15 protein-coding genes and 1 pseudogene are annotated in these 22,924 nt (G+C 75.8%); 8 read left to right on the top strand and 8 right to left on the bottom strand.

Annotation, left to right across the window (positions count from 1 at the left end):
- Position 1: 1 nt before the first annotated feature.
- On the bottom strand, positions 2-460 hold the full coding sequence (locus IE271_RS23165) for a hypothetical protein (protein ID WP_190192326.1): 459 nt from the start codon (positions 458-460) through the stop codon (positions 2-4).
- Between the two features lie 1,737 nt (positions 461-2,197).
- Here IE271_RS23165 and abmR point away from each other — a divergent pair.
- On the top strand, positions 2,198-2,761 hold the full coding sequence (gene abmR, locus IE271_RS23160; protein WP_190192325.1) for an ATP-binding transcription factor AbmR: 564 nt from the start codon (positions 2,198-2,200) through the stop codon (positions 2,759-2,761).
- A gap of 186 nt (positions 2,762-2,947) precedes the next feature.
- Positions 2,948-4,117, top strand: coding sequence for a lactate 2-monooxygenase (locus IE271_RS23155; protein WP_190192324.1), 1,170 nt, complete (start codon positions 2,948-2,950; stop codon positions 4,115-4,117).
- Between the two features lie 48 nt (positions 4,118-4,165).
- Here IE271_RS23155 and IE271_RS23150 read toward each other — a convergent pair whose 3' ends face one another.
- Together IE271_RS23150 and IE271_RS23145 are read right to left on the bottom strand one after the other, a co-directional pair.
- Positions 4,166-5,773, bottom strand: coding sequence for an RICIN domain-containing protein (locus tag IE271_RS23150; RefSeq protein WP_190192323.1), 1,608 nt, complete (start codon positions 5,771-5,773; stop codon positions 4,166-4,168).
- A 462-nt stretch (positions 5,774-6,235) separates the two neighbouring features.
- Positions 6,236-9,347: pseudogene (locus tag IE271_RS23145) on the bottom strand (glycoside hydrolase family 2 TIM barrel-domain containing protein).
- A gap of 408 nt (positions 9,348-9,755) precedes the next feature.
- Here IE271_RS23145 and IE271_RS23140 point away from each other — a divergent pair.
- The 3 genes from IE271_RS23140 to IE271_RS23130 all read left to right on the top strand — a co-directional run bounded on the left by IE271_RS23140 (position 9,756) and on the right by IE271_RS23130 (position 14,625).
- The gene (locus tag IE271_RS23140) at positions 9,756-12,200 is read left to right on the top strand and encodes a SpoIIE family protein phosphatase (protein WP_190192322.1); all 2,445 of its coding nucleotides are present in this window, start codon (positions 9,756-9,758) and stop codon (positions 12,198-12,200) included.
- A gap of 243 nt (positions 12,201-12,443) precedes the next feature.
- Positions 12,444-12,830, top strand: a complete 387-nt coding sequence (locus IE271_RS23135; protein ID WP_190192321.1) for a hypothetical protein — start codon at positions 12,444-12,446, stop codon at positions 12,828-12,830.
- Between the two features lie 535 nt (positions 12,831-13,365).
- Positions 13,366-14,625, top strand: coding sequence for an SLC13 family permease (locus IE271_RS23130; protein ID WP_190192361.1), 1,260 nt, complete (start codon positions 13,366-13,368; stop codon positions 14,623-14,625).
- Between the two features lie 282 nt (positions 14,626-14,907).
- Here the strand turns inward: IE271_RS23130 and IE271_RS23125 are convergent, their stop codons facing one another.
- Positions 14,908-15,555: an HAD-IA family hydrolase gene (locus IE271_RS23125; protein WP_190192320.1), complete on the bottom strand. Its 648-nt coding sequence runs from the start codon at positions 15,553-15,555 to the stop codon at positions 14,908-14,910.
- Positions 15,539-16,714, bottom strand: coding sequence for a hydroxyacid dehydrogenase (locus tag IE271_RS23120; protein WP_190192319.1), 1,176 nt, complete (start codon positions 16,712-16,714; stop codon positions 15,539-15,541). Before IE271_RS23120 ends, IE271_RS23125 begins: the two co-directional genes overlap by 17 nt.
- 347 nt (positions 16,715-17,061) lie before the next feature.
- Here IE271_RS23120 and IE271_RS23115 point away from each other — a divergent pair, with 347 nt between their 5' ends.
- Positions 17,062-17,931 carry an endo alpha-1,4 polygalactosaminidase gene (locus tag IE271_RS23115; protein WP_190192318.1) on the top strand — a complete coding sequence of 290 codons (870 nt, stop codon included), beginning with the start codon at positions 17,062-17,064 and terminating at the stop codon, positions 17,929-17,931.
- A gap of 126 nt (positions 17,932-18,057) precedes the next feature.
- On the top strand, positions 18,058-18,720 hold the full coding sequence (locus IE271_RS42220) for a hypothetical protein (protein WP_229919501.1): 663 nt from the start codon (positions 18,058-18,060) through the stop codon (positions 18,718-18,720).
- A 48-nt stretch (positions 18,721-18,768) separates the two neighbouring features.
- On the opposite strand, the gene IE271_RS23105 is transcribed toward IE271_RS42220, so the two are convergent.
- From IE271_RS23105 to IE271_RS23095, 3 genes are read right to left on the bottom strand one after another with little or no spacing between them, the layout of a single operon-like run.
- Positions 18,769-19,287 carry a flavoprotein gene (locus IE271_RS23105; RefSeq protein WP_190192317.1) on the bottom strand — a complete coding sequence of 173 codons (519 nt, stop codon included), beginning with the start codon at positions 19,285-19,287 and terminating at the stop codon, positions 18,769-18,771.
- 32 nt (positions 19,288-19,319) lie between these two features.
- Positions 19,320-19,517: a ferredoxin gene (locus tag IE271_RS23100; RefSeq protein WP_190192316.1), complete on the bottom strand. Its 198-nt coding sequence runs from the start codon at positions 19,515-19,517 to the stop codon at positions 19,320-19,322.
- A gap of 24 nt (positions 19,518-19,541) precedes the next feature.
- Entirely contained in the window at positions 19,542-20,729 is a 1,188-nt protein-coding gene (locus IE271_RS23095; RefSeq protein ID WP_229919500.1) for a cytochrome P450, read from the bottom strand.
- A gap of 504 nt (positions 20,730-21,233) precedes the next feature.
- Between IE271_RS23095 and IE271_RS23090 the strand changes: the two genes are divergently transcribed.
- Positions 21,234-22,694: an aldehyde dehydrogenase family protein gene (locus IE271_RS23090; RefSeq protein ID WP_190192314.1), complete on the top strand. Its 1,461-nt coding sequence runs from the start codon at positions 21,234-21,236 to the stop codon at positions 22,692-22,694.
- Positions 22,695-22,924 lie beyond the last annotated feature (230 nt).

The following is a 22,924-nucleotide window of genomic DNA, read 5'->3' as shown; positions in this document are numbered from 1 at the left end:
CTCAGCCCTCCGGCGCGCCTCCCGGCCGCCAGGAGCCCCGCCACACCACCCAGACGTGGCCGTCCGGCCCGTGGTGCACCTTCAGGCCGTCGACCATGGCGAAGACCCGGAGCCGCGCGGCGGGTGTCTCGTGCGCGGTCTCCATCGAGACCCGGATGTCGTCGGTGGCGGCCAGGGTGATGCCCGCGCGGTCCGCGGTCAGCACGATCCGGCAGGTCTCGGCGTTGCTGCGTTCCAGCAGGCAGGTGCTCACGGAGCGCCCCGCGTCCCGGACCGGCGCGAGGAAGGACCCCGGCGCCTCGATCACGCGCGTGACCGCCGCCGTGGCGGCCTCCGCGGCCAGGTCCCCGTCGGAGCGGGCGAAGTGAGCGGTGAACTCCATCTCCAGTGCGGGCTCCATCAGCCCGTACTCCGTCAGCAGCGGTAAGTCGTGCGACGAGGTGCGTACCGGCGTGCTCACCGCCCATTCCCCCCTGGAACGACAGTCGTAGGGACATCGGTGCAGCCGGGGACCGGGGCGGCACTGCGACTGTACGATCCGCCGCTCCGCCTTGAACAGGTCATCTTGAGCCAGCACAGATGACCAACTGTCAACCCTTTTGCCCGACATTCACCTTGTCGTGTGACCATGTCCTTGACGGGGGCCTGGTAGGAGTGACAGGCGTCCACGAGGACGGCCGCGGAGGCCGTACCCGCCCTTCGTCCCGGAGGTGGAGCCGCGACGCCGCCGGTGGCCCACGGCCGCCCCGCGGCCGGCCCCGACGGACGGCCCTCCGGGACCGGACTCCCGGCGGACGGCCCCTACGCCCGCGGCTACGCGAGGAGCGGGCACCCCGCCGCCGCGCCCCGGGCGAGGCCGCCACGGCGCCCGCGGGCGCCGTGGCCGGACACCTGGGGACCGCGGCGGAGCGGCCGGCCCGCGCGTACTGGCCGATCTGCGCCGCGGCGGCTTCTTCGAACGCCCGGACCTCCGGACGCCGCGCCGGGCTGAACACCGGGCACGGGAGCACGGAGGCGACCTGCGCACGGCTTCCGGAAGCCCCCGCCTCCTCCGCCGCCGCCCCGCGCGGCGGGCCCACCCGACCGGTTCCCGTCCCCGCCGGATCCGCCGCGGAGACACCCACGGCGCACGCCGACACGACGGACGACGCCGGTACGACGGATGGAAGCGACGCAAGGGACGGCGCGACGCGACGGACCGGAGGGGCCCTCCGGGTCGGCTCGACCGACCGGGCGGACCGCGCCACGGCTCGGGTGGACCGCGTCACGGCCCCGGCGGGCCATGTCACGGCCCGGGCGAACCGCACCGCGTCGGGCGACGGCCCCCGCCTCGCGGCTCCGGCCGGGTGAGCCCCCGGCGGCGCACGGCCCGGTGTCGCACGATCCGGCGGCGCACGGTCCGGCGGCCCGCGGCCGGGTGTCACACGGTCCGACCGACCACAACTCGGTGTCACACGGTTCGACAGCCCACGACTACGGTGTCACACGGTTCGACGGCTCACGATCCGGTGCCGTACGGCCGGGTGCCGCGCGGTTCGGCGGCGTACGGTCCGGGCTCCGGGGGGCCGGCCCTCGACGCGGCGCCGGCACCGGCGGCGGGCGAAGCCGCGGTCCCGCCGGAGCCCCCTGCTCCGGCGGGACCACTGCCGCCGGGGCGGCGGGACGGCCCCACTTCCGTCCCCGCCGCTCCCCGGTGCGGAGGTCGCGCGGCGCCCCGCGGCGGGACCCGCACTCCCCTGCTGCGAGTTCCCGGTCGGCCGCGAGCCGTCGGCCGACGCACGCGGAGCCCGCGCGACCTCGGTCCCCGGTGCGTGAGGACGCCCCCTGCCGTCGTCGTCCCCACGCGACCGGATGGCGTGCCGAACCGTTTCTGCTTCGGAACGCCCCTGTCGCCGGCCCCGAACTTCCGGACCGGCGAGCGCGAGTCTGCCGAGTCGGCGGGGGAAACACACATCGACCCCGCACGTTTCAGTAACGTTTCGTGTTGAATCAGTGGCGGGAAGTGACGCGAGGCGTCAGGGCCGTCCCCGGAAGTCCCCTGGACATCCCTCGAACGCGGAGGAAAACCCCTCTTCAGGGGCAAGCCTTGGCCGAAACCTCACCGCTCGGCAGTCGGCCGGAACCGTTCCGCGGGCGGCGGCGGAATCGGCCCTTGCCGGGGCTTGCCAGGCGGCCGCGGACGCGCAACGTTGCTTACATGCTTACAGCCGAACAGCACGAGAAGTTGCGCGGCTGGTTCGCCGGCCGTGTGCCCGACGAGCTCTTCGAGGACCTCGTCGACGTCACGGTGGACCGCGAGGAGATCACCGTCGTCGGCCGCATCCCCGAGCCCCGGCTCGCCGGGGGCGCCTCCGCCGCCGAGCGGGAGGCGGCGGTGGCGGCGCGGATCGCGGAGTTCCGCGAGCGCAGCCGGGACGACCGGGTCGCGGTGGCCCGCGAGGCCGAGCACCGCTTCCGCCGCAAGGTCTCCTGGGGCGTGGAGTGCGGCTCCGAACGCGCCCTGTTCACCCACGTCGCCGCGCCCGTCATGACGCGGCTGCGCCAGCCCCAGCGCCGGGTCCTGGACACCCTGGTCGCGGCCGGCGTGGCCCGCAGCCGCAGCGACGCCCTCGCCTGGTGCGTACGGCTCGTCGAGCGGCACGCGGACGACTGGCTCACGGAGCTGAGGGACTCCCTGGAACACGTCCGGCGGGTCCGCTCCCGGGGCCCGGACGCCCCGCCGCGCGAGGAGGACGCGGAGGCGGACGCCGACGGCGTCTGACGGCGCCTGCGGGGGCGGTGGGCACGGTCCCGCCCCCGGAGCCGCTCCCCTTCCCGTACGCCGCCCCGCCCGGACGTGACGATCGCAACTGCGGTGGTCCGCGCCGGACGGTGGACGTGTCCGGCCGCGCTGACCAGGATCGTCCGGGGACATCGCGGTCCCCGGGACGAAAGGCAGGGCGTACGGATGCCGAAGCACTGGGCGGACTTCCAGTACGAGATCTATCTGAACGGCATGACGGGCGCGGTGCCCCGGCTGCCCACCGACCTCACGCGCCTGGAGGAGCTGACCGAGCAGCGCCTCGGGCCGGGCCCGGTCGGCTACGTGGCGGGCAGCGCGGGCAGCGGCAGCACGGCGCGCGCCAACAGGGCCGCCCTGGAGCGCCGCCGGATCGTGCCGCGCATGCTGCGCGACGTGCACGAGCGGGACCTGACCGTGGAGGTGCTGGGCCGCACCCTGCCCGCGCCGCTCGCACTCGCCCCGATCGGCGTGCTGTCGATCATGCATCCCGACGCCGAGCCCGCGGCGGCCCGGGCCGCCGCGGCGCAGGGCGTGCCGTTCGTCCTGTCCTCGGCCTCCAGCACCCCCATGGAGCAGGTCGCGGAGGCGAGCGGGGACGGCGAGCGCTGGTTCCAGCTGTACTGGCCCAAGGACCGCGAGGTGGCCCGCAGCTTCCTCGGCCGGGCGAAGGCCGCCGGGTACACCGCGCTGGTCGTCACGCTCGACACCCCGCTGCTGGCCTGGCGGCCGCGCGACCTGGACCAGGCGTACCTGCCGTTCCTGCACGGCGTGGGCACCGCCAACTACTTCTCCGACCCCGCGTTCCGAGCAGGGCTGGCCAAGCCGGTGCACGAGGACCCGAACGCGGCCGTGCTGCACTTCGTCGGCATGTTCGCCGACCCCGGCAAGACCTGGCCGGACCTGGCGTTCCTGCGGGAGAACTGGGACGGCCCGATCGTCCTCAAGGGCGTCCTGCACCCGGACGACGCGCGCCGGGCCGCCGACGCCGGCGTGGACGGGGTGGTCGTCTCCAACCACGGCGGGCGCCAGGTGGCGGGTGCCGTCGCGGCGGCCGACGCGCTGCCGCGGGTGGCCGGGGCCGTGGGCGACCGGCTCACCGTGCTCTTCGACAGCGGGGTGCGCACGGGCGACGACATCGCCAAGGCGCTCGCGCTGGGCGCGCGGGCGGTGCTCGTGGGACGGCCGTACGCCTACGGGCTCGGGCTCGACGGGCAGGCGGGCGTGGAGCACGTGATCCGCTGCCTGCTCGCCGAACTCGACCTCACCCTCGCCCTGTCCGGCCACGCGGGCCCGGGTTCGCTGGGCCCGGACGACCTGGCCGTGGAAAGCGCCTGACGGTCCGTCACCGGCCGGCTGCCGACGGGTGGCCGGGGTGACGGCCCCTCATGAGACGGGGACGTCCGCTCCGGCGGCCGCCAGGGAGCGCGGCGAGGCCGTCGCCGGCGCGTCGGTCAGCCAGCGCTGGCGGTGGCCGCCGTCGCGGTCCTTGACCACGACGTCCGCACCGAGCGCGGTGGCCGTGGCGGTGACCGCGAGGCCGTCGCCGCGGCGCGCCACCAGTTCGCCGCGGACCGTGAGGTCGTAGCGCACGTCGTCGCCGCGCCCGTGCCCGGCGGCGACGCACGGGCCGAGGGTGAGCACCCCCTCGTCGGCGTGCGAGTCCAGGCAGAGCCCGGGGTTGGCGATGCTGCGCAGCAGCCCGTCCTCCTCGTACGACCACTCCTGGGTGGGGGCGGAGGAGCAGGCCGTGAGCAGGGCCCGCGCGCCCGCCCGCGCCCGCCGGTCCTCGATGTCGAGGCAGAGCCCGGCCGCGACGTTGCGCAGCCGGGTGCGCGCCGGGACGGGCGACCCGACCGTGTCGGGGGGCGCCGCGGAGTCGCTGCCCGGGTCGTCCGTACGGCTGCCGGCCGTACCGGTGGAGGCCGTGGAGCCGGCGCCGTCGTCCTGCGGCAGCAGGCCCGCGACCAGCGCACTGCCGAGCAGCAGCGCCGTCACCAGCCCGGCCCCGGTCAGCAGGGCCTTGGTCTGGCGCTGGTCCGCCGGGAGCCCCCGGACGCCGCGGACGGCGGTGATCGAGGACAGCAGGCGGTAGCGGACGCTCCGGCGTCGGCGCCGGTCGCGGCGGCCGCCGCTCCGGCTCCGGCCGGCCGGGGTGACGCGGCCGGGCCGGGAGTCGAGGTAGCGCCGGGCGCCCCAGCCGAGGACCGCCTCGGCGAGCAGTACGCCGAGGTCGCCGTCGAAGAAGCGGAGCTGCTCGGCGGCGTGCCGGCAGAAGGCGCACTCAGCAAGGTGCTCGCGGACGTCCGGCAGCAGGGTGCCGCCGCGCCGCATCGGGACGTCGAGCAGCCGGTTGTAGTGGCGGCAGTCGGGGTGCGGCGCCAGCTCGCGGTGGGCGCGCACGCAGCCGTCCCGGAACTGGTCGCGCGCCTGCTCCAGGGTGGCCGCCGCCGTCCCGGCGTCCACGCCGAGCAGGGCGGCGGGCACGGAGACGGGGTCGGCCTCGACCTCCTTGTGCCAGAGCAGGGTCTGCAGGAGCCCGGGCAGGGCCCGGAAGGAGCGCTCCGCCAGCAGGCGGTTCTCCGCGGTCATGGTCCGCGCGGTGCGCATGCCGCGGCCGCCCGCCGGTTTGCCCAGGTCCGGCAGGGCCGCGGAGACACGCTCGTCCGCGGCCCAGTCCCGCACCGTGTCCCGGACCGCCACCAGGAGCCGGGGCCGCAGGGCCGCGCCGGGCTCCAGGTAGCGCGGCGAGCCCAGCACCTGCCGCCAGGCCGCCGCCGTGACGACGGAGGCCGCCCGCCCCGAGGAGGCGAGGCAGATCACCGCGTAGTCGTGCGCGGGCTGCCAGTGCCGGGCCAGCAGCAGCCCGGTGGCCCGGGAGACGTCGCCCTCCGGGCCCGACCGCAGCCGTGCGGCGAGGCTCTCGTCGGATTCCTCCGGCACGCCGCCCGGGGAGGGCGGGGAGGAGGGACGAGGAGGGTGGGGGGTGTGCACCGAGCGGTTTCCTTCCCGTGCGGCAGGCAGCACGCAGAGTTCGTGTCGCCGAGGGGACGCGTCCCGCGGGTGCGTTCCCCTCGAGGCGTGCGCGGGAGTGCGGCGGGATTCCGGCTGCGGAGGGAGCGGGTGCCGAGAGCCTTCTGGGCCGGCGAGGCACCGCGGTACCGAACAGCGAAGGGGGCCCGGCGATCGCCCGTGCGCGAGGGAGTTCACCCTCGCACAGAACTCCGACCACCAACAAGGCGGTTGGGTCATTCGCACATCGCGGAAGTCATTGACAGGAAGTCAGCGAAAGCGGGCGCCGGGCGGAGTGCCGGGTATGTCGCCCGGGGCCGCCCCGGTGGACGCGCCGGGCGGGCCGTACGGAGCGTACGCGGCGCTTTGTACGGCCCGCCCGGCCCGTGCGACGTACCCGGCTCACCCGGCCCCCGCCTCCCGGGGACCGGGCGGCACCGCGCGTCAGCGCGCCGGCACCTCCAGGCGGCTGATCCGCAGGGCGCCGCCGGCCTCGCCCGGGCGGCGGCTCGTCAGGGTCAGCCGCAGCCGGCGCCCGCGCACCGGGTCGAAGGCGATCACCGTCGGGGCGTCGGAGGCGGTGGCCCAGTCCACGGACTGGTGCCGTACGGGGCGCCGGCGGCGGCCGTCCCAGACCTCGGCCCCGACGGCGGCGGGCAGGCCGTGGCCGGCGTCGGCGGTGAAGGACACCTCGACCCGGTCGACGGTGCGCGTGCGCCCCCCAGTCCACCGACACCCAGCCCTCGGGGCGGGCCCCGTCGAACGCGGGCAGCAGGGCGGTGGCGGCCTTGTGGAAGGCGTTGGACCAGCCCGTGGCCGGGTCGCCGTCGAGCATCGCCGCGGGCACGGTGTCCGGCCGCCCGGAGTAGCTCGCGTCCGCGCGCGGGTGTCCCGGAGACTGCGGGACGGGCCCGGGGCCGGGCCCGAAGCGCGGCGCGGGCGTCAGCGTCCTCTCGTCCTCCCGCGCCTCGGTGGTGCGCAGGGTGACCCGGCCGGTGCGCAGCCCCTCGGAGCGGGCGGTCACCGTCAGGCGTCCGGCCCTGGTTCCCGAGCGCACGACGGCGAGGGCCCTGCCGTGGAAGGCGGTCCGTGCGCTCGCCTGGTAGCGCTCGGCGCTCGCCTGGCGGCCGTTGTCGACGCCGGCCAGGGAGCCGCCGCCCACGTCGAAGGCGATCAGGTGCTCGGCGCCGGGGACGACCGTGCCGCGCGCGTCGACGACCTCGGCGGTCACGAAGCACACCGACCGCCCGTCCGCGGCGAGGGACTCGCGGTCGGCGGTGAGGCGCACGGCGTGCGGCTCGCCCGCGGTGCGCAGCACGTCGGTGGCGACGGTGCGGCCGCCGCGCCGGGCCACGGCCTTCAGCTCGCCGGGCGCGTAGGGCACCTTCCAGGTCAGGTGCAGTTTGCCCGCGCTGCCGTTCGGGCTGGTGCAGCTGCCGGGGCAGGGGCCGTCGGTGAAGGTCTTGTCGTCGCCGCTCGCCTCGGTGGTCTCCAGGTAGGTGCGCCCGTCGGTGGTCCTCTTGGTGTCGAACCTCCGCACGCCCAGCGACGTGCCGTCGAGGTACAGCTCCACGGTGTCGACGTTGGAGTACGCCCAGACCTCGACGGTGTCGCCGTCCTCGTGGTTCCAGCCCATCGGCACCAGGTGGACCATGGGCTCGGTGGTCCACTGGCTCTTGAAGAGGTAGTACGTGTCCTTGGGGAACCCGGCCGTGTCCACGGCCCCGAAGAACGAGGTCTTCACCGGGAAGACGTCGTACGGCGTGGGCTCGCCGACGTAGTCGATGCCCGACCACAGGAACTCGCCCGCGAACCACTTGCGGTCGCGGTCCCTCTTCAGGCCGTACTCGCCGCTCATCGTCCAGGAGGCGAGGTTGTTGTCGTAGGAGGAGGTCGCGCGGCGGCCCGGCGTGTGGTTCTCACCGGTGTTGAGGTGCTCCGGCTCCTGGTACGTCGAGCGGCTGGAGGTCTCCGAGGAGGACTCCGACTCGAAGAGGAACAGGTGCGGGTAGCGGGCGTCGACCGACTTCGCGGTGTTGTGGTTGAGGCCGAGCCCGTCCAGCTTCGCGGGCATCAGGTCGGCGGCCGACCCGACGGCCGGCAGGCTCCTGTACTTGTCGGAGCCGATGACCAGGGGCCGGGTGTCGTCCTGTGCCCTGACCGCGTCGATGACCCGCTGGGCCATGGCGAGTCCGGCGGTGCTCGTGGAGTCGGGTATCTCGTTGCCGATGGACCACATGATCACGGCGGGCGAGTTGCGGGCGGCGAGCACCGTCTCGGCGGCGTCGCGGTCGGCCCACTCGTCGAAGAAGCGCCCGTAGTCGTAGGGGTTCTTGCCGGTCCGCCAGCAGTCGAAGGCCTCCACGACCATCACGACGCCCAGCTCCTCGCAGGCCCGCAGCGTCTCGGGCGAGGGCGGGTTGTGGGCGGTGCGCAGCGCGTTGACACCCATGGACTTCCTCAGGGTCAGCTGCCGTCGCACGGCGTCGTAGCTGGTGGCGGCCCCGAGGGCGCCGAGGTCGTGGTGCAGGTCGACGCCCTTGAGCTTGGTGTGTTCGCCGTTGAGCGAGAAGCCCTCGTCCGGGTCGAGCGCGAAGGTGCGGATGCCGAAGGGGGTGCGGACGGTGTCGGTGACCTCGCCGCCGACGCGCACCTCGGTCACGAGGGTGTACAGGTGCGGCGCGTCGAAGGACCACAGGCGCGGCGCGGCCACGGTCAGGTCGTGGGTGGCGGTGGCGGTGTCCGCGACGGCGAGCGAGGAGTCCGCGCGGGCCACCGTGCGGCCGCCGGGCGCGACGATCCGGGAGGAGACCTCGGCGTCGGCCGCGGCGCCCGAGGCGTTGACGACGGTCGTCAGGACCCGGACGGAGGCGCGCTCGCGCGAGACCTGCGGGGTCGTCACCCGCGTGCCCCAGCGCCGGACGTGCACGGGCTCGGTGACGACGAGGCGGGCCTCGCGGTGGATGCCGCTGCCGGAGTACCAGCGGCTGCTGGGCAGCCGGTTGCGCACCCGCACCGCGAGGACGTTCCCGGTCCTCCCGTCGGTGTGCACCTGGCCGGTGAGGTCGAGGGCGAAGCCGGTGTACCCGTAGGGGTGCCGGCCGACGAGCTCGCCGTTGCAGTACACGTACGCGTCCATGTAGACGCCGTCGAACTCCACCGGGACGCGCTTGCCGCGGAGGGACGGCGGCAGGGTGCAGGCCAGGCGGTACCAGCCCAGGCCGCCGGGGAGGAAGCCGGGGAGGAAGCCGGTGCCGCTGGTGGTGCCGTGGTCGGTGGTCGGCGAGAGCCCGATGCTCCAGTCGTGCGGGACGGCGACCCGCCGCCACCCCGAGTCGTCGTGGCCGGGCGCGGCGGGCGCCACGTCCGTGCCGTCCGGGTCCGCCCCGCCGTCCGGGTCGACGAGTTCGAACCGCCAGCCGTCGCGGAGCGGGACGGTCGTACGGCCCGCGGCGGGGCGGGCCGTGCCGGGCGCGACGCCGGCGTCCGGGGCCGCCGCCGGCACCACCGGGGTCGCGGTGCCTGCGATCAGTACCGATCTGCGAGTGACCGTCACGGGTCTCCCCCTCGTCGACGGCACGCGGTCGTGCCCGGGGCACACGCGGGGGCAGGAGGACACACGTGCTCGGAACCGCCCGGGATCGCACAAGGTCTGACGGTGCGGCACTCCGGCCCGTCAAGACTCGTGTCGTGCCCTTCCGTCCGTCGTGTCACATCGGCCGAAAACTCCCCGCGGGTCCCGGAGCGGCGCCGCGGCCGTCCCGCGGCGGTGTTCCCACCCGTACGGGGCCCGCCGCGCCGGGCCCGCGCGCCGCGTCCGCGCTCCGGGCGGACCGGACCGCAGGGGGGTGTGCGGCCCGTGCCCGGGCAGGCACCCTGTGTGCGGAGCGCGCGCACCCACTAGGCTTGGAACACAAGTGACGCGCCTGTTCACTGAGAGTGTGCGCAATGGAGTGGCGGCGACTTGAGTAGCCCCAAGGACACATACGGCCCCGCCTCGGACGTCCCGTTCGACGAGGCCGCCACGGCCCGTGCCGTCGTCGACGCCGACGGCACCCTCGTCGCGTGGAACGAGGGCGCCCGGCGTCTGCTCGGCCATGCCCCGGCGGAGGTCGTGGGACGCCCCGCCGCGCGGCTGCTCGTCGACGGCGCGGAGGACCCGCCGCCCGACGACACGGGCAACCGGCGCAGCGGCACCCTCACGCTGCGTCACCGTGACGGCCGCACGACGACCGTGTGGGTCCTGGCCCACCGTCTGCGGCCCGAGCTCGGCGACCGCAGCGACTGGCTCGTGGTCTCGCCGCTGGAGGCCGACCGGCCGCGGCCCGCCGACGACCCGCTGGCCACGGCCCTGATCGACCAGTCGCCCTGCGCCCTGGCCATCTTCGACGAGCGGCTGCGGCTGCACCGGGTCAACGGCGTGATGGCCGACACGGTCGGGCTCCCCGCGGCCCGGATCCGCGGACTGCGGCTCCCGGAGGTGGTCGGCGATCCCCGCTACGCCGACCTGGAGCAGCGGATGGCGCGGGTGCTGGCCCGCGGGCAGCACGAGGACGTGCGGACACGGCCGCGCCCGGACCGCGCGGAGCACGCGGGGACCTGGCTGGTGCGGCTCGCCCCGCTCACCGACGGCGAGGACAAGGTGCGGGGCGTGTGCGTGGCCGTGCACGACGTCTCGGACCAGTTCCGCGCCGAGGAGCGGCTGAGGCTGGTGAACGAGGCGAGCGTGCGCATCGGCAGCACCCTCGACGTCACCTGCACCGCCCAGGAGCTGGCCGACGTGCTGGTGCCCGCGCTCGCCGACTTCGTCAGCGTCGACCTGCTCGACCCGCTCGAAGGGGGCGGCGACCCGGACACGGAGCATCTGTCCGCCCCGGTCGCCCTGCGCCGCGTCGCCCACCGCTCGATGCACCCCGGCGCCCCGGAGGCGGTGGTCGAGCCGGGCCGGGCCGACGTCTACCCGGAGTCCTCGCCCCAGGCCGACTCCCTGCTCACCGGCCGTACGGTCGTGATCGACGACCTGACGGGGCGGCGCACCCACTGGCCGGCCGACGACCCGGCGCGCGCCGAGTACGTCACCAAGTACGACCTGCGGTCCGTGATGTCGGTGCCGCTGCGGGCCCGCGGCGCGACGCTCGGCGTCGCCGTGCTGACCCGGTCCGGGCAGCGCGGCCCCTTCTCGGGCGAGGACGTCCTGCTGGCCGAGGAGGTGGCGGCGCGCGCCGCCGTCTGCGTCGACAACGCCCGGCGCTACTCGCGGGAGCGCGACACGGCCCTCGCCCTGCAGCGCAGCCTGCTGCCGCGCCGACTGCCCCGCACGGCGGCGCTGGAGGCGGCCTCGCGCTATCTGCCCGCCGCGCGCGCCGGGGTGGGCGGCGACTGGTTCGACGTGATCCCGCTGTCGGGTCTGCGGGTCGCCCTCGTCGTCGGCGACGTGGTCGGCCACGGCGTCCAGGCGTCGGCCACGATGGGCCGGCTGCGCACGGCGGTGCGCACCCTCGCCGACATCGACCTCGCCCCCGACGAGCTCCTCACGCACCTCGACGACCTGGTCGTCCGGCTCTCCGCGGACGCGGGCAGCGGCGTGACGGCCGGCGAGGTCGGCGCGAGCTGCCTGTACGCCGTGTACGACCCGGTCTCGCGGCGCTGCACCATGGCGCGGGCCGGGCACCCCGCCCCGGTGCTGGTCGCGCCCGGCGCCGCGCCGCGCCTTCTCGACCTGCCGGCGGGTCCCGCCCTGGGGCTGAGCGGGCTGCCCTTCGAGTCCGTGGAGATCGAGCTGCGCGAGGACAGCGTGCTCGCCTTCTACACCGACGGCCTGCTGGAGAGCCCGGGCGACGGGGACGCCGACACCGGGCACCGGCTGCTGTGCGAGGCCCTCGCCCGCCGCACCGACTCGCTGGAGGACGCCTGCCGGGAGATCCTCCACTCGGTGCTGCCGCCGGGCGGCGCCGCCGACGACGTGGCGCTGCTGCTCGCCCGCACCCACGGACTGCCCGCCTCGGCCGTGGCGACCTGGGACATCCCCGCCGACCCGGCGCTGGTCGCGCCGATCCGCAAGCAGGTCGTGGACCGGCTGGAGCGCTGGGGCCTCGCGGAGGAGGCGTTCACCACCGAGCTCGTGGTGAGCGAGCTCGTCACCAACGCCATCCGGTACGGCGAACGCCCCATCCGGCTGCGCCTCATCCACGACGACGCCGTGCTGATCTGCGAGGTGTCGGACAGCAGCCACACCGCCCCGCACCTGCGCCGCGCCCGGACGTACGACGAGGGGGGCCGCGGTCTGCTGCTGGTCGCCCAGCTCACCCGCCGCTGGGGCAGCCGGCACACGCCGGAGGGCAAGACGATCTGGGCGGAGATGCCGGTGGGCGGCGTGTTCGGCGACGGCCCGGCCGACGACGGCGCGTAGCACCGCCGTCCCGCTCCTCGGCGGTCCTGCCGCACCGCCGCGCGGCCCCGGACCGGTGCGCCGCCGTGCGGCCCGACCGGTCAGGGGGCGCGTCGCCGTACGGCCGAACGCGCACGTCACATCGTCCGTACGGCTCCCGGGCCGTTTCCCTCCCGTATCGCGGGTACTCGCTGCGGCGACACAGAGGACATCCGCGTCCGGCGCGTCCGGACGGCACGAGGGACACGAGGGAGAGGAATCGTCGTGGACACGCAGCACTCGCTCACGTCGCAGGTCCAGGTGGTACTCAGCGACTGCTCCGGGGACGACGCCGAGCGCGTCCTAGGGGCCCTGCACGGATTCTTCGCCGCGGGCTCCGGGGACGGGGGCGGTTCGCGGACGGACCGCTCCGAGAAGTCCACGGCCTGGACGGGCGTGTTCGACACGCAGTCCTCCGGCTCGTCCGCCCCGGACTCCCCCGTACGGCTGTCGGGCCCGGTCACCGTCGAGCTGCAGGGCACCTGCCCCGCCGTGAAGGCGGCGCGGGAGGCCCTGGAGAAGGTGTTCGGCGTCCAGGAGACGGGCCACGTCTCCGGCGACCAGGAGGTGGAGGTCGGGCTGCGGCTGGAGAGCCTCGACGGCGCGGCCTGACGGCATGACGACGCGACGGGTTCCGGCGCGGGCACCGGGGACGGTCCCGGCGCCGGGCGCGGGCCCGGGCACGAACGCGGGCGTGGGTACGGACCGGCTGCCCGGTCCCGCGTTCGTGCCCCTCGCCGGCCGCGGTGCCCAGGCGCCGCCGTAACGGCCCTCCCGTCCCGGCGACGGACCGCACGGCCCTCCTCTCCGCCCCGGGACGGACGCACGCTCCTCCCTACCCCGGGACGGACGAACGCTCCCCTCTGACCGGGAGCGGACGCGCGGTCCTCCCCACCCCGGAACGGACGCACGGTCCCCCGCGCCCCTGGACGGCGCACGGTCCTCCCCTTCAGGACGCACGGCCGCTTCCAGGACGGGCACGGCCCCTTCCGGGCCGGCGCTCGACTCGCTCCGGCCGGGCGACGGACATCACGCCCCTCCCCCGCCTTGACAAGGGGTTGCGCGGGCAGGAGGGTGCCGCGCCCTCCCCGCGCGGCGGCTGGTTGGATGAGCGCGCACCAGTGATCGTCTTTCGGAGGACTGCGCCCTGAACAGCCCGCTCGCGGAGGTCTTCTCCGTCGTCCTGCTCGCCGTGGTCCTCGTCGGCGCGGTGGTACGCCCCTTCGGGCTGCCGGAGGCGGTGGTCGCGGTCCCCGCCGCCGCGCTCGCCGTGGCCACCGGCGTGATCTCCCCGGCCCACGCCCGGGACGAGGCCGGAGTGCTGGGACCCGTCGTCGGGTTCCTGGCCGCGGTCCTCGTGCTCGCCAAGCTCTGCGACGACGAGGGGCTGTTCCGGGCGGGCGGCGCCTGGCTGGCCCGTACGTCGAGGGGACGGCCCCGGCGGCTCCTGGTCGCCACCTTCCTGCTGGCCTCGGGCGTCACGGCGGTGCTCAGCCTGGACGCCACGGTCGTGCTGCTCACGCCGGTGGTGTTCGCGACGGTGGCCCGGCTGGGCGCCGGCCCCAAGCCGCACGTCTACGCCTGCGCCCACCTGTCGAACACGGCGTCGCTGCTGCTGCCCGTCTCCAACCTCACCAACCTGCTCGCGTTCGCGGCGAGCGGTCTGAGCTTCCTGCGCTTCGCCGCGCTGATGGCGCTCCCCTGGCTCGTCGCGATCGCCGCCGAGTACCTCGTCCTCCGCCGCTACTTCGCCGCCGAGCTGGACGCGGGGGCCGCCGGTGCGGCGGACGCCGACGAGCCGGTCGAACGCCCGGTGTTCGCCCTGGTCACGGTCGCGTGCACACTCGCGGGCTTCGCCGTCGCCTCCGCGGTCGGCGTCGAACCCGCCTGGGTGGCCGCGGCCGGGGCCCTCGTCCTGGCCGTCCGCGCGCTGGCCCGGCGGCGGACCACCGCGCTCGCGGTCGTCCGCGCCGCCTCGCTGCCCTTCCTGGCCTTCGTCCTGGCGCTGGGCGTCGTGGTGCGCGCCGTGGTCGACAACGGGCTCGCGGACGCGCTCGGCCGACTGGTGCCGGGCGCGCAGAGCCTGCCCGCGCTGCTCGCGGCCGCCGCGCTCGCCGCCCTCCTGGCGAACCTGATCAACAACCTGCCTGCCGTTCTGGTGCTGCTGCCCCTGGCCGCCCCGGCCGGCCCCGGCATGGTGCTCGCCGTGCTGCTCGGCGTGAACATCGGCCCCAACCTGACGTACGCCGGGTCCCTGGCCACGCTGCTGTGGCGGCGCATCGTGCACCAGCACGACCACGAGGTGGAGCTCGGGGAGTTCACCCGGCTCGGCCTGCTCACCGTGCCCGCCGCGCTGGTGCCGGCGGTGGTGGCGCTGTGGGGCTCCCTGCTCGTGCTCGGCGGCTGAGACGTGGCGGAGGCGGATGGACGCGGAGGGCGTGGAGGGCGCGCCGAAAGCGGCGACCGCGACATCCGTGGGGGACGCGGCCGGTGACGGCTTGAAAGCCAAAGTGGTAGATTCAACTTTCAAGTAAGGCCCGAGGGGGGACCTTGCGACGACGGAGCCCCGTCCGGCACGCACCCGGACAGGGCTCCGTCGCGTTCCGGCGGCACGCTCCGGTCCCGGGCGCCGCCGTACGGGCAGCGGCACACCGGAGACGGCCGGCCGGAAGTCCACAAACGCAGCAGCTCAGGAACGCAGCAGCTCCGCCCCGCTCAGGTCGAGACCGCCGTCCCGCCAGACCAGGCCGCGCAGGTCGCGCACGACGACGTCGGCGTCCGTGGCCAGCCCCCGCTCGCCGACGCCGACCACGTACGCGCCCGCCGCCGCCCCCGCCTCGGCTCCGGCGGCGCTGTCCTCCAGGACGACGGCGCGGGCCGGCTCGACGCCGAGCCGCGCGGCCGCCGCGAGATAGCCGTCGGGGGCCGGTTTGCCCCGGGCGACGTCGCCGGCGGTGACCAGGACGGCCGGCAGCGGCAGCCCCGCGGCGTCCAGACGCGCCCGGGCCAGGGGCCCGACCCCGGACGTGACGACGGCCCAGACGTCCTCCGGCAGCGCCTTCAGCAGGGAGGAGGCGCCGGGCAGCGCCACCGTGCCGGCGGCGGCCTCCACCTCCAGGCGGTCGATCTCGGCGAGCGCGGCGGGCTGTTCGGCGGGGTCCGCGACGAGCAGCGCCACGGTGTCGGCGGAGCGCCGGCCGTGCACCATGGCCGTGACCTCGTCCTCCGGGAGGCCGCGGGCGCGGGCCCAGCGGCCCCAGGCCGTGCGGACGCCCTGGTCGGAGTCGACCAGGACGCCGTCGTTGTCGAAGAGGAGTCCCTCACAGGGGATGCGCACGACGGCCGTCCTCGGTGTTGTCGGTGTCCTCGGTGTCTTGAGTGTCCTCGGTGCCTTCGGTGTTATCGGTGTTCCCGCTGTCGTTCTCGGTGTTCCCGCCGACTGTGCCGCTTCCGCCGTCCCGGTGCTCCGCGGGTCCCCGGCCGGTGACGGGGCGGTTGCGGTACCGGCCGACGAGTTCCCGCGCGGCCGCCTGCATACGGACGGGCGGCAGACCGCGGGCCACGAGCGTCAGGTCGTCCAGGACCATCTCGCCGATGGCCGTGAAAGCCTGCGGGATGCCGCCGGCCCGGTGCGCCGACAGGACCAGGCCCTCCAGACCGCGCGCCGGATGGCCGGCGGGGACGGGCTCCTCGGGCCACACGTCGACGGCGGCCAGCAGCCGGCCCGCGGCGACGCGGTCGAGCAGCGCGGGGAAGTCGACGACCGGGGCCCGGCTGACCAGCACCAGCCGCGCGCCGTCCGGCAGGAGGTCCAGTTCGCGGGCGCCCAGCAGGTGCCGGCTCTCGTCGGTGACGGTGGCCAGCACGAACACGAACCGGCTCGCGCGGAGCGTCTCCTCCAGCGTGGCCGGGACGACTCCGTGGTCGCGCAGTTCCGCGTCCGGCAGCCAGGGGTCGTGGACGCGGACGACGGGCCGGAAGGCCGCGAGCAGCGGGTGGAGGGCGCGCCCGAGGTTGCCGAACCCGACCAGGCCGACGTCCGCGCCGCGCAGCAGGACGGCGTCGGCGTTGCCCTCGGAGACGTACCGCTCGCGGCCCGCCCGGAACGCGCGGTCCTCGCGGCTGATGCCGCGCGCCAGGTCGAGCGCGAGCCCGAGGGCGTACTCGGCCACGGCCTGCGCGTAGGCGGGCCCGCAGCCCAGGACGTGGACGCCGCGCGCGAAGCAGGTCCCGTAGTCGACGTTGGGGAAGAAGTTGCCCTCCACGTTGAGCAGGGCCCTCAGCCGGCCGGCGCGGGCCAGCCGCTCGGCCGGCAGGTCGGGCTGGCCCACGACGGCGAAGGCGTCGGGCAGCGCCCGGTCGAACTCCTCCTCGGACTCCGGCTCCACCACGGTGAAGCGCTCGCGCAGCCGCGCCAGCGTGTCCGGGGCGAAGACGCGGTCGGTGCGCTGCGGGGCGGGGCTGAGGATCACCAGGGGCCTGGATGGGGTGCTCACTGCTCTCCTTCGTCCGCACGGGCGTCCGGGGGCGCACCGGCCACCGGCCACCGGCCACCGGCCACCAGCCACGGTAGCCGTCCGCGCCGGGTCCGGCAGGAGCGCCGCACGCGGGGCGGGCGGTGCGGCGGGTCCTCGTCCGGGGCGGCGAGCGGGACGCCCCGCGTCTGCCGCCGCGTCGCTCCCGCACCCGCCTCGCACCCACCCCCGCGCCCGCCTCCGCCTCCGTCCGTATTTGACGCGCGCCGCCGCCGCGCGTTTTGATCACGGGCGTGACCGGGCGCGCGGCCCGGCACGGAGCAGGGCGCCCGCCCGGCGGCGAAGGCCGTGGCGGCCTGGGCGTCCCCATGAGTGAGGGAGCGATCATTCCCGTCGTACATGCTGCCCGTCGCGCAGCGGCCGGCGCGGCCGCTGCCCTGGTCTCCCTCACCCTGCTGACCTCGTGCTCCACCGGCTCCGCGAGCCCCGGCGCGACCGCTGCGGACCGGCGGACCGCCGAGGACCCGGGCGTCGAGCCGCCGCCCCGGCACGCCGGTTTCGACTACCAGATCGGCGGCGCCTACCGCCCGCCGGCCGGGGTCCGCGTCGTCAGCCGCGACCGCGCGGCGGACCCGGCCCCCGGCCTGTACAACATCTGCTACGTCAACGCCTTCCAGGCCCAGCCCGACGAACTGGCCGACTGGCCCGACGACCTGGTGCTGCGCGACGACGAGGGCGAGCCCGTCGTCGACGAGGACTGGGACGAGGCGCTGCTCGACATCTCCACCGCCGTCAAGCGCGAGCGGGTGGCCGAGCGCGTGAACCGGTGGGTCGACGGCTGCGCCGAGAAGGGCTACGACGCCGTCGAACCCGACAACTACGACAGCTACACCCGCTCCGACGGCCTGCTGACCGCCGACGACGCCGTGGCGTTCGCCCGGCTGCTGACCCGGCACGCCCACGCGCGGGGGCTGGCCGTGGGCCAGAAGAACACGGCGGAGCTGCTGGACCGGCGCGCCCGTGCGGGGTTCGACTTCGCCGTGACCGAGGAGTGCGGGGCGTACGACGAGTGCGGGACGTACGCGGAGGCGTACGACGACCGGGTCGTGGACGTCGAGTACACCGACAGCGGGCTGCGCAAGGCGGTCGCCGGCTTCGGCGACCGGATCGCCGTCGTCCGCCGCGACCTGGAGGTCTCGACCCCGGACGACGCCGGGTACGTCCGCAGGACGGGCTGAGCGGTCCCGGCCGGGGCCCCGGGCGGGGCGGAGCGGGCGCCGCCCGGGCGCCGCGGGGTGCGGACGGCCGCGGCGCGGTACCGGCACACGGGCCCCGGCGTTGCTGCCGCCAGGTGACCGTACGGCGTGGGAGCGCCGGACGGACCCCAGCGGTCGCGCATCCTGCCCTCGGACGACCGGCGCCGGGCCGGTCACGACCTGCGGGAGGTGGCGGTGCCGAACCGTCCGACGCGGGCGTCGCTCCGTACGCGGCCCCGGACCCTGATCGTCGCGGCGGCGGTGGCCGCCACCGTGGCCTGGGCGGTCCCGGGCGGGCCGCCGCCGTCCGCCGCACAGGCCCCACAGGCCCCGCAGTCCGCCGGGCGCGCCTCCGCGGACCCGGCGGGAGCCGCACCGCCCACCCACCGCGTCGAGGTCGACCGCCGCACCGTGCGGCCGGGCACCGTGACGACGCTGACGTACACCGTCGCGCGCGACAGCGACGAGGGCGACGGCAGCGCGCGCCTCGGGCTCATCGGCGAGGAGGCGACCGGGACGGAGCTGACCACGACGGACCCGCGCTGCGTGAACCCGCTGACCGGGCGCTACCCGTCGACGACGCGGAACGCGCACGCGCTGGACTGCGCGCTCACCGACCTCCAGCCGGGCCGCCCCGCCACGGTCGTCGTGCACGCGGCGGTCAAGGACACCTGCGGCACGATCGTCTCCAAGCTGTCCTACTGGATGCCGCGCGGGCAGGAGCTGCACACGGACCGCGCCCTGGCCGGGCCCACCGTCGGCTGCGAGTGAGCGCCCGGCGCGGGAGCCGCCCCGGGCGGCAGCCGGGTACGGCGCCGGTCAGCGGTGCGTGCCGAGGGGCAGCAGATCCAGCCCTTTTCCCCAGGGGAAGCCGTCGCGGCCGCCGTCGTGCCCGGCGAACCGGACGCCCATGCCGCGCAGCCGCTCCAGGCTCTCCCGGTACGCGGGGTGGGCGGCCAGTTCCGGGTTCACGCACGGCAGCACGGCGATCGGGACGCCCCGCCCGTGGGCCTCGCACAGGGTGCCGAGGGCGAGGGTGTCCGCGATGCCCGCCGCCCACTTGTTGACGGTGTTGAAGGTGGCGGGCGCGACCAGGACGGCGTCGGGGTCCGGGAACGGGCGGGGGTCGCCGGGCGCCCGCCAGGCGGAGCGGACCGGTCGGCCGGTCCGCTCCTCCATGGCCGCCACGTCGAAGAACCGCGTCGCGAGCGGCGTCGCGAACACGCCGACCCGCCAGCCCCGCTCCTGGGCGAGGCCGGCCGCCGCGCCGACGTCCTCGGCGACTCCGGCGGCGCAGACGACGAGGTAGAGGAAGGGGCCGCGGGCGCTCTCGGTCATCCCGGGACCCTACCCGCCCGTGCCCCGTTCCCCTACGGGGCGACGGTGATCGCTCCCACGGGGCAGGACCGGGCGGCCTCCCGCGCCAGGGCGCCGTCAGCGCCGCCCTCGGCGCCCGGGAGCAGTCCGCTGAGGCCGTCGTCGTCCTGGGTGAAGACGTCCGGAGCCGTCAGCACGCACTGTCCGGCCCCGATGCAGCGGTCCTTGTCGATGTCGATGTCGGTGCCCACGGCTCCTGCCTCCCCCGGACGGTCTCACCAGGTGACGGGGAGTTCGAGCATCCCCTGGATGGTGTCGCCCGGCTTGAAGGGGATCTCCTCGGCGGGCACCGCGAGCCGCAGCCCGGGCAGCCGCGCGAACAGCGAGCGCAGGGCGATCTCCATCTCGGCGCGGGCCAGGTTCTGGCCCAGGCACTGGTGGATGCCGAAGCCGAACGCGAGGTGCTGGCGCGAGGAGCGGTGCCAGTCCAGGGCGTCGGACTCCGCGTAGACGTCCGCGTCGCGGTTGATGACCGAGGTGGAGAAGACGACGCCCTCGCCCGCCCGGATCGTCGTACCGGCGATCTCCACGTCCTCGACCGCCACCCGCACCATGCCGTCCGCTATGGACAGGAACCGCAGCAGCTCCTCCACCGCCGCCGGCATCAGGGAGTCCTCGGCGCGCAGCTCGGCCAGCTGCTCCGGGTGGGCGAGCAGCGTGAACACACCGAGCGAGATCATGTTGGCGGTCGTCTCGTGGCCCGCCACCAGCAGGATCGTCGCCAGGTCGACCAGTTCGTCGCGGCCGGGCGCGCCCTCGTCCAGCTGACGTGCGATCAGTTCGTCGAGCAGCCCGTCCCCGGGGTCCTTGCGCTTGCGGTCGATCAGCTCGTGGAAGTACGCGTGGAGCCGGTCGCGGGCCCGCATGGTGTCGTCCGCCGTGGGGCCGCGCAGCAGCCGGCGCGACTGCTCCTCGAAGAACTCGTGGTCCTCGTAGGGCACGCCGAGCAGCGCGCAGATCACCATGGACGGCACCGGCAGCGCGAACGCGCCCACCAGCTCGGCCGGCGGCCCCTGTTCGACCATGGCGTCCAGCAGCCGGTCGACGGTCTCCTGGATGCGGGGGCGCAGGGCGGCCGTCCGCTTGAGGGTGAAGCTCGGCACGAGCATGCGCCGCTGGACGTGGTGCGCGGGGTCGTCGACGCCCAGGAGCGCCGTGCGGCGGTCGCGGACCGCGGCGAAGCGGGGGCTGAGCATGGGGAAGCCGGCCCGTTCGCGGTCGGACGACAGCCGCGGGTCGCCGAGGAGGGCGCGGGCGGCGGCGAGACCGGTGACGACCCAGACGTCGCGGCCGTCGAAGAGGGTGACCCGGGACAACGGCCTGGCCTCGCGCAACGGCCGGTAGGCGGTGGGCGGGTGGTAGGGGCAGGTACGGTCCTGCGGGAAGGCGACGGATTCCGTCATGGCTGACCTCACTGACCTCGCGAGCGGGAAGTCCCTCGTACCGATCTTCATTAGATGCCTGGGTCATGCACGGAACCACCCGAAGTTCGGCCAGATGTGCCGGACATCCGGTCCGGCCGGATTCCGGGGATACGGGGCGGTGCCTTCCGGCCGGTGCCGCAGGGGGTCCGGCCGCGGGGTCCGGCGGGCCGGAGGCGTCCACCGCCCTCCGGTCCGGGGCCGGCGCCGCCGCCCCGGCGGCGCCCCGCGTGGCGCGATCCCTTCGCCGCCGCTGTCCTGAACGCGCGGCTCCCGCCGGTGCCGTCCGCGCCGGCACCGGTGGACGACCGCACCGGTGAGGGTGCGCGTGCCGTACCGGTGGCGGAGGGGGCGCCGGACCATTGACGTGGGAAGGCCCGCGTTGCAGACTCCTTTGAACATTCAATGGAGAATTGTTCACCAGGCGAACACGCGGCTCGGGACGGGCCCGGCCGTCTCGCCGCGCACGAACGGGAAGACCCGCGCATGACCCTCCATCGTGACCTGCTCATCGGCGGCAAGGACGTACCCGCGGCCTCCGGCCGTACCACCGAGGACGTGAACCCCCACACCTCCGAGGTGTACGCCACGGTCGCGGCGGCCGGCGTCGAGGACGTCACCCGGGCCGTCGACGCCGCGCAGGCCGCCTTCCCCGCCTGGGCCGCGCTCGGCCCCGCCGCCCGGCGCCGGATCTTCCTCGACGCCGCCGACCTGCTCCAGGAGCGCACCGAGCAGGTCGTGGAGACGATGGCGAGCGAGGTGGGCGCCGTCCGGCCGTGGGCGATGTTCAACGCCGGGCTCGCCGCGGACATCCTGCGCGAGGCCGCCGCCGCGGTGACCGCCCCGCGCGGCGAGGTGCTGAGCGCCCAGGAGGAGGGCGCGCTCGGGCTCGCCGTGCGCGAACCGGTCGGTGTCGTGGCCGCCTTCTCGCCGTGGAACGCGCCGGTCATCCTCGGCGTGCGGTCCGTCGCCGCGCCGCTCGCCGCGGGCAACACCGTGGTGATGAAGCCCAGCGAGGACGCGCCGGTCGCCTGCGGCCTGTTCATCGCGGACGTGCTGCGCGAGGCGGGCCTGCCCGACGGCGTGCTCAACGTCGTCACCAACGCCCGCGAGGACGCCGCCGAGGTCGCCGAGGCGCTGGTCGCCGACGCGCGCGTGCGCGCGGTCAACTTCACCGGCTCCACGGGCGTCGGCCGGGTCATCGGCGTCCACGCGGCCCGCCACCTCAAGCCCGCCGTCCTCGAACTCGGCGGCAAGAACTCGGTGATCGTGCTGGACGACGCCGACGTGGACTACGCCGTCGACGCGGCCGTCTTCTCCGTCTTCATGAACTCCGGCCAGATCTGCATGTCGGCCGACCGCGTGCTGGTCCACGAGAGCCTCGCCGAGGAGTTCACGGCCAAGTTCGTCGCCAGGACCGCCTCGCTGGCCGCCGGCGACCCGACCGACCCGTCGACGGTCGTCGGCCCGCTGATCACCGCCGACTCCGCCCGCCGCGTCGCGGCCCTCGTCCGGGACGCGGTGGACAAGGGCGCCACCGTGCTGACCGGCGGGACGGAGCCCGAGGGCGCCCTGCACCCGGCGACCGTGCTCACGGACCTGCCCGAGGAGGCCGAGCTGTACCACGGCGAGGCGTTCGGCCCGCTGGCCGTGGTCTCCGCCTTCGCCACCGACGAGGAGGCCATCGCCCTGGCCAACGCCACCGAGCACGGTCTGACCTGCGGGATCATCACGGAGAACGGCACCCACGGCCTGAAGGTCGCGCGCCGGATCTCCACCGGCATCGTGCACGTCAACGACCAGTCGGTCGCCGACGAGCCCACCGCGCCCTTCGGCGGGTTCAAGGCCAGCGGCTACGGCCGGTTCGGCGGGCGCTGGGGCATCGAGGCGTTCAGCAACACGCGCTGGGTGACGCTGGCGACGCAGCACGCGCACTACCCGTTCTGACGGGCACCGGCCCGACGGCCGTTCCGACGGGCACCCGCCAGACGGGCGCCCGCCCCGGCGGGCGCCCGGAGCGCGCGTACGGCCGCCGCTCCCCGTCCCCCGGCCGTACGCGCGCCCGTCCCGGCCGTACGGGGGCGCCTCCCCTCCCCCGCGGCCCGCGCCCGCACGCCTACGGCGGGCGTCCTGGCCGCGCGGACGCCCCGTACGGCGGACCGCCGGATTGGGCCCGC

Source organism: Streptomyces minutiscleroticus (assembly GCF_014650875.1).
Taxonomy (GTDB): domain Bacteria; phylum Actinomycetota; class Actinomycetes; order Streptomycetales; family Streptomycetaceae; genus Streptomyces; species Streptomyces minutiscleroticus.
Note: the sequence above shows the minus strand (reverse complement) of the source record. Positions and strands in the feature narration are given on the sequence as shown.

Excerpts from the sequence above, each read along its gene's own strand:
- IE271_RS23105 (WP_190192317.1), bottom strand. The coding sequence starts at position 19,287 with ATGACCGAGAGCGCCCGCGGCCCCTTCCTCTACCTCGTCGTCTGCGCC.
- IE271_RS23090 (WP_190192314.1), top strand. The coding sequence starts at position 21,234 with ATGACCCTCCATCGTGACCTGCTCATCGGCGGCAAGGACGTACCCGCG.
- IE271_RS23095 (WP_229919500.1), bottom strand. The coding sequence starts at position 20,729 with ATGACGGAATCCGTCGCCTTCCCGCAGGACCGTACCTGCCCCTACCAC.
- IE271_RS23155 (WP_190192324.1), top strand. The coding sequence starts at position 2,948 with ATGCCGAAGCACTGGGCGGACTTCCAGTACGAGATCTATCTGAACGGC.
- IE271_RS23115 (WP_190192318.1), top strand. The coding sequence starts at position 17,062 with ATGAGTGAGGGAGCGATCATTCCCGTCGTACATGCTGCCCGTCGCGCA.
- abmR (WP_190192325.1), top strand. The coding sequence starts at position 2,198 with ATGCTTACAGCCGAACAGCACGAGAAGTTGCGCGGCTGGTTCGCCGGC.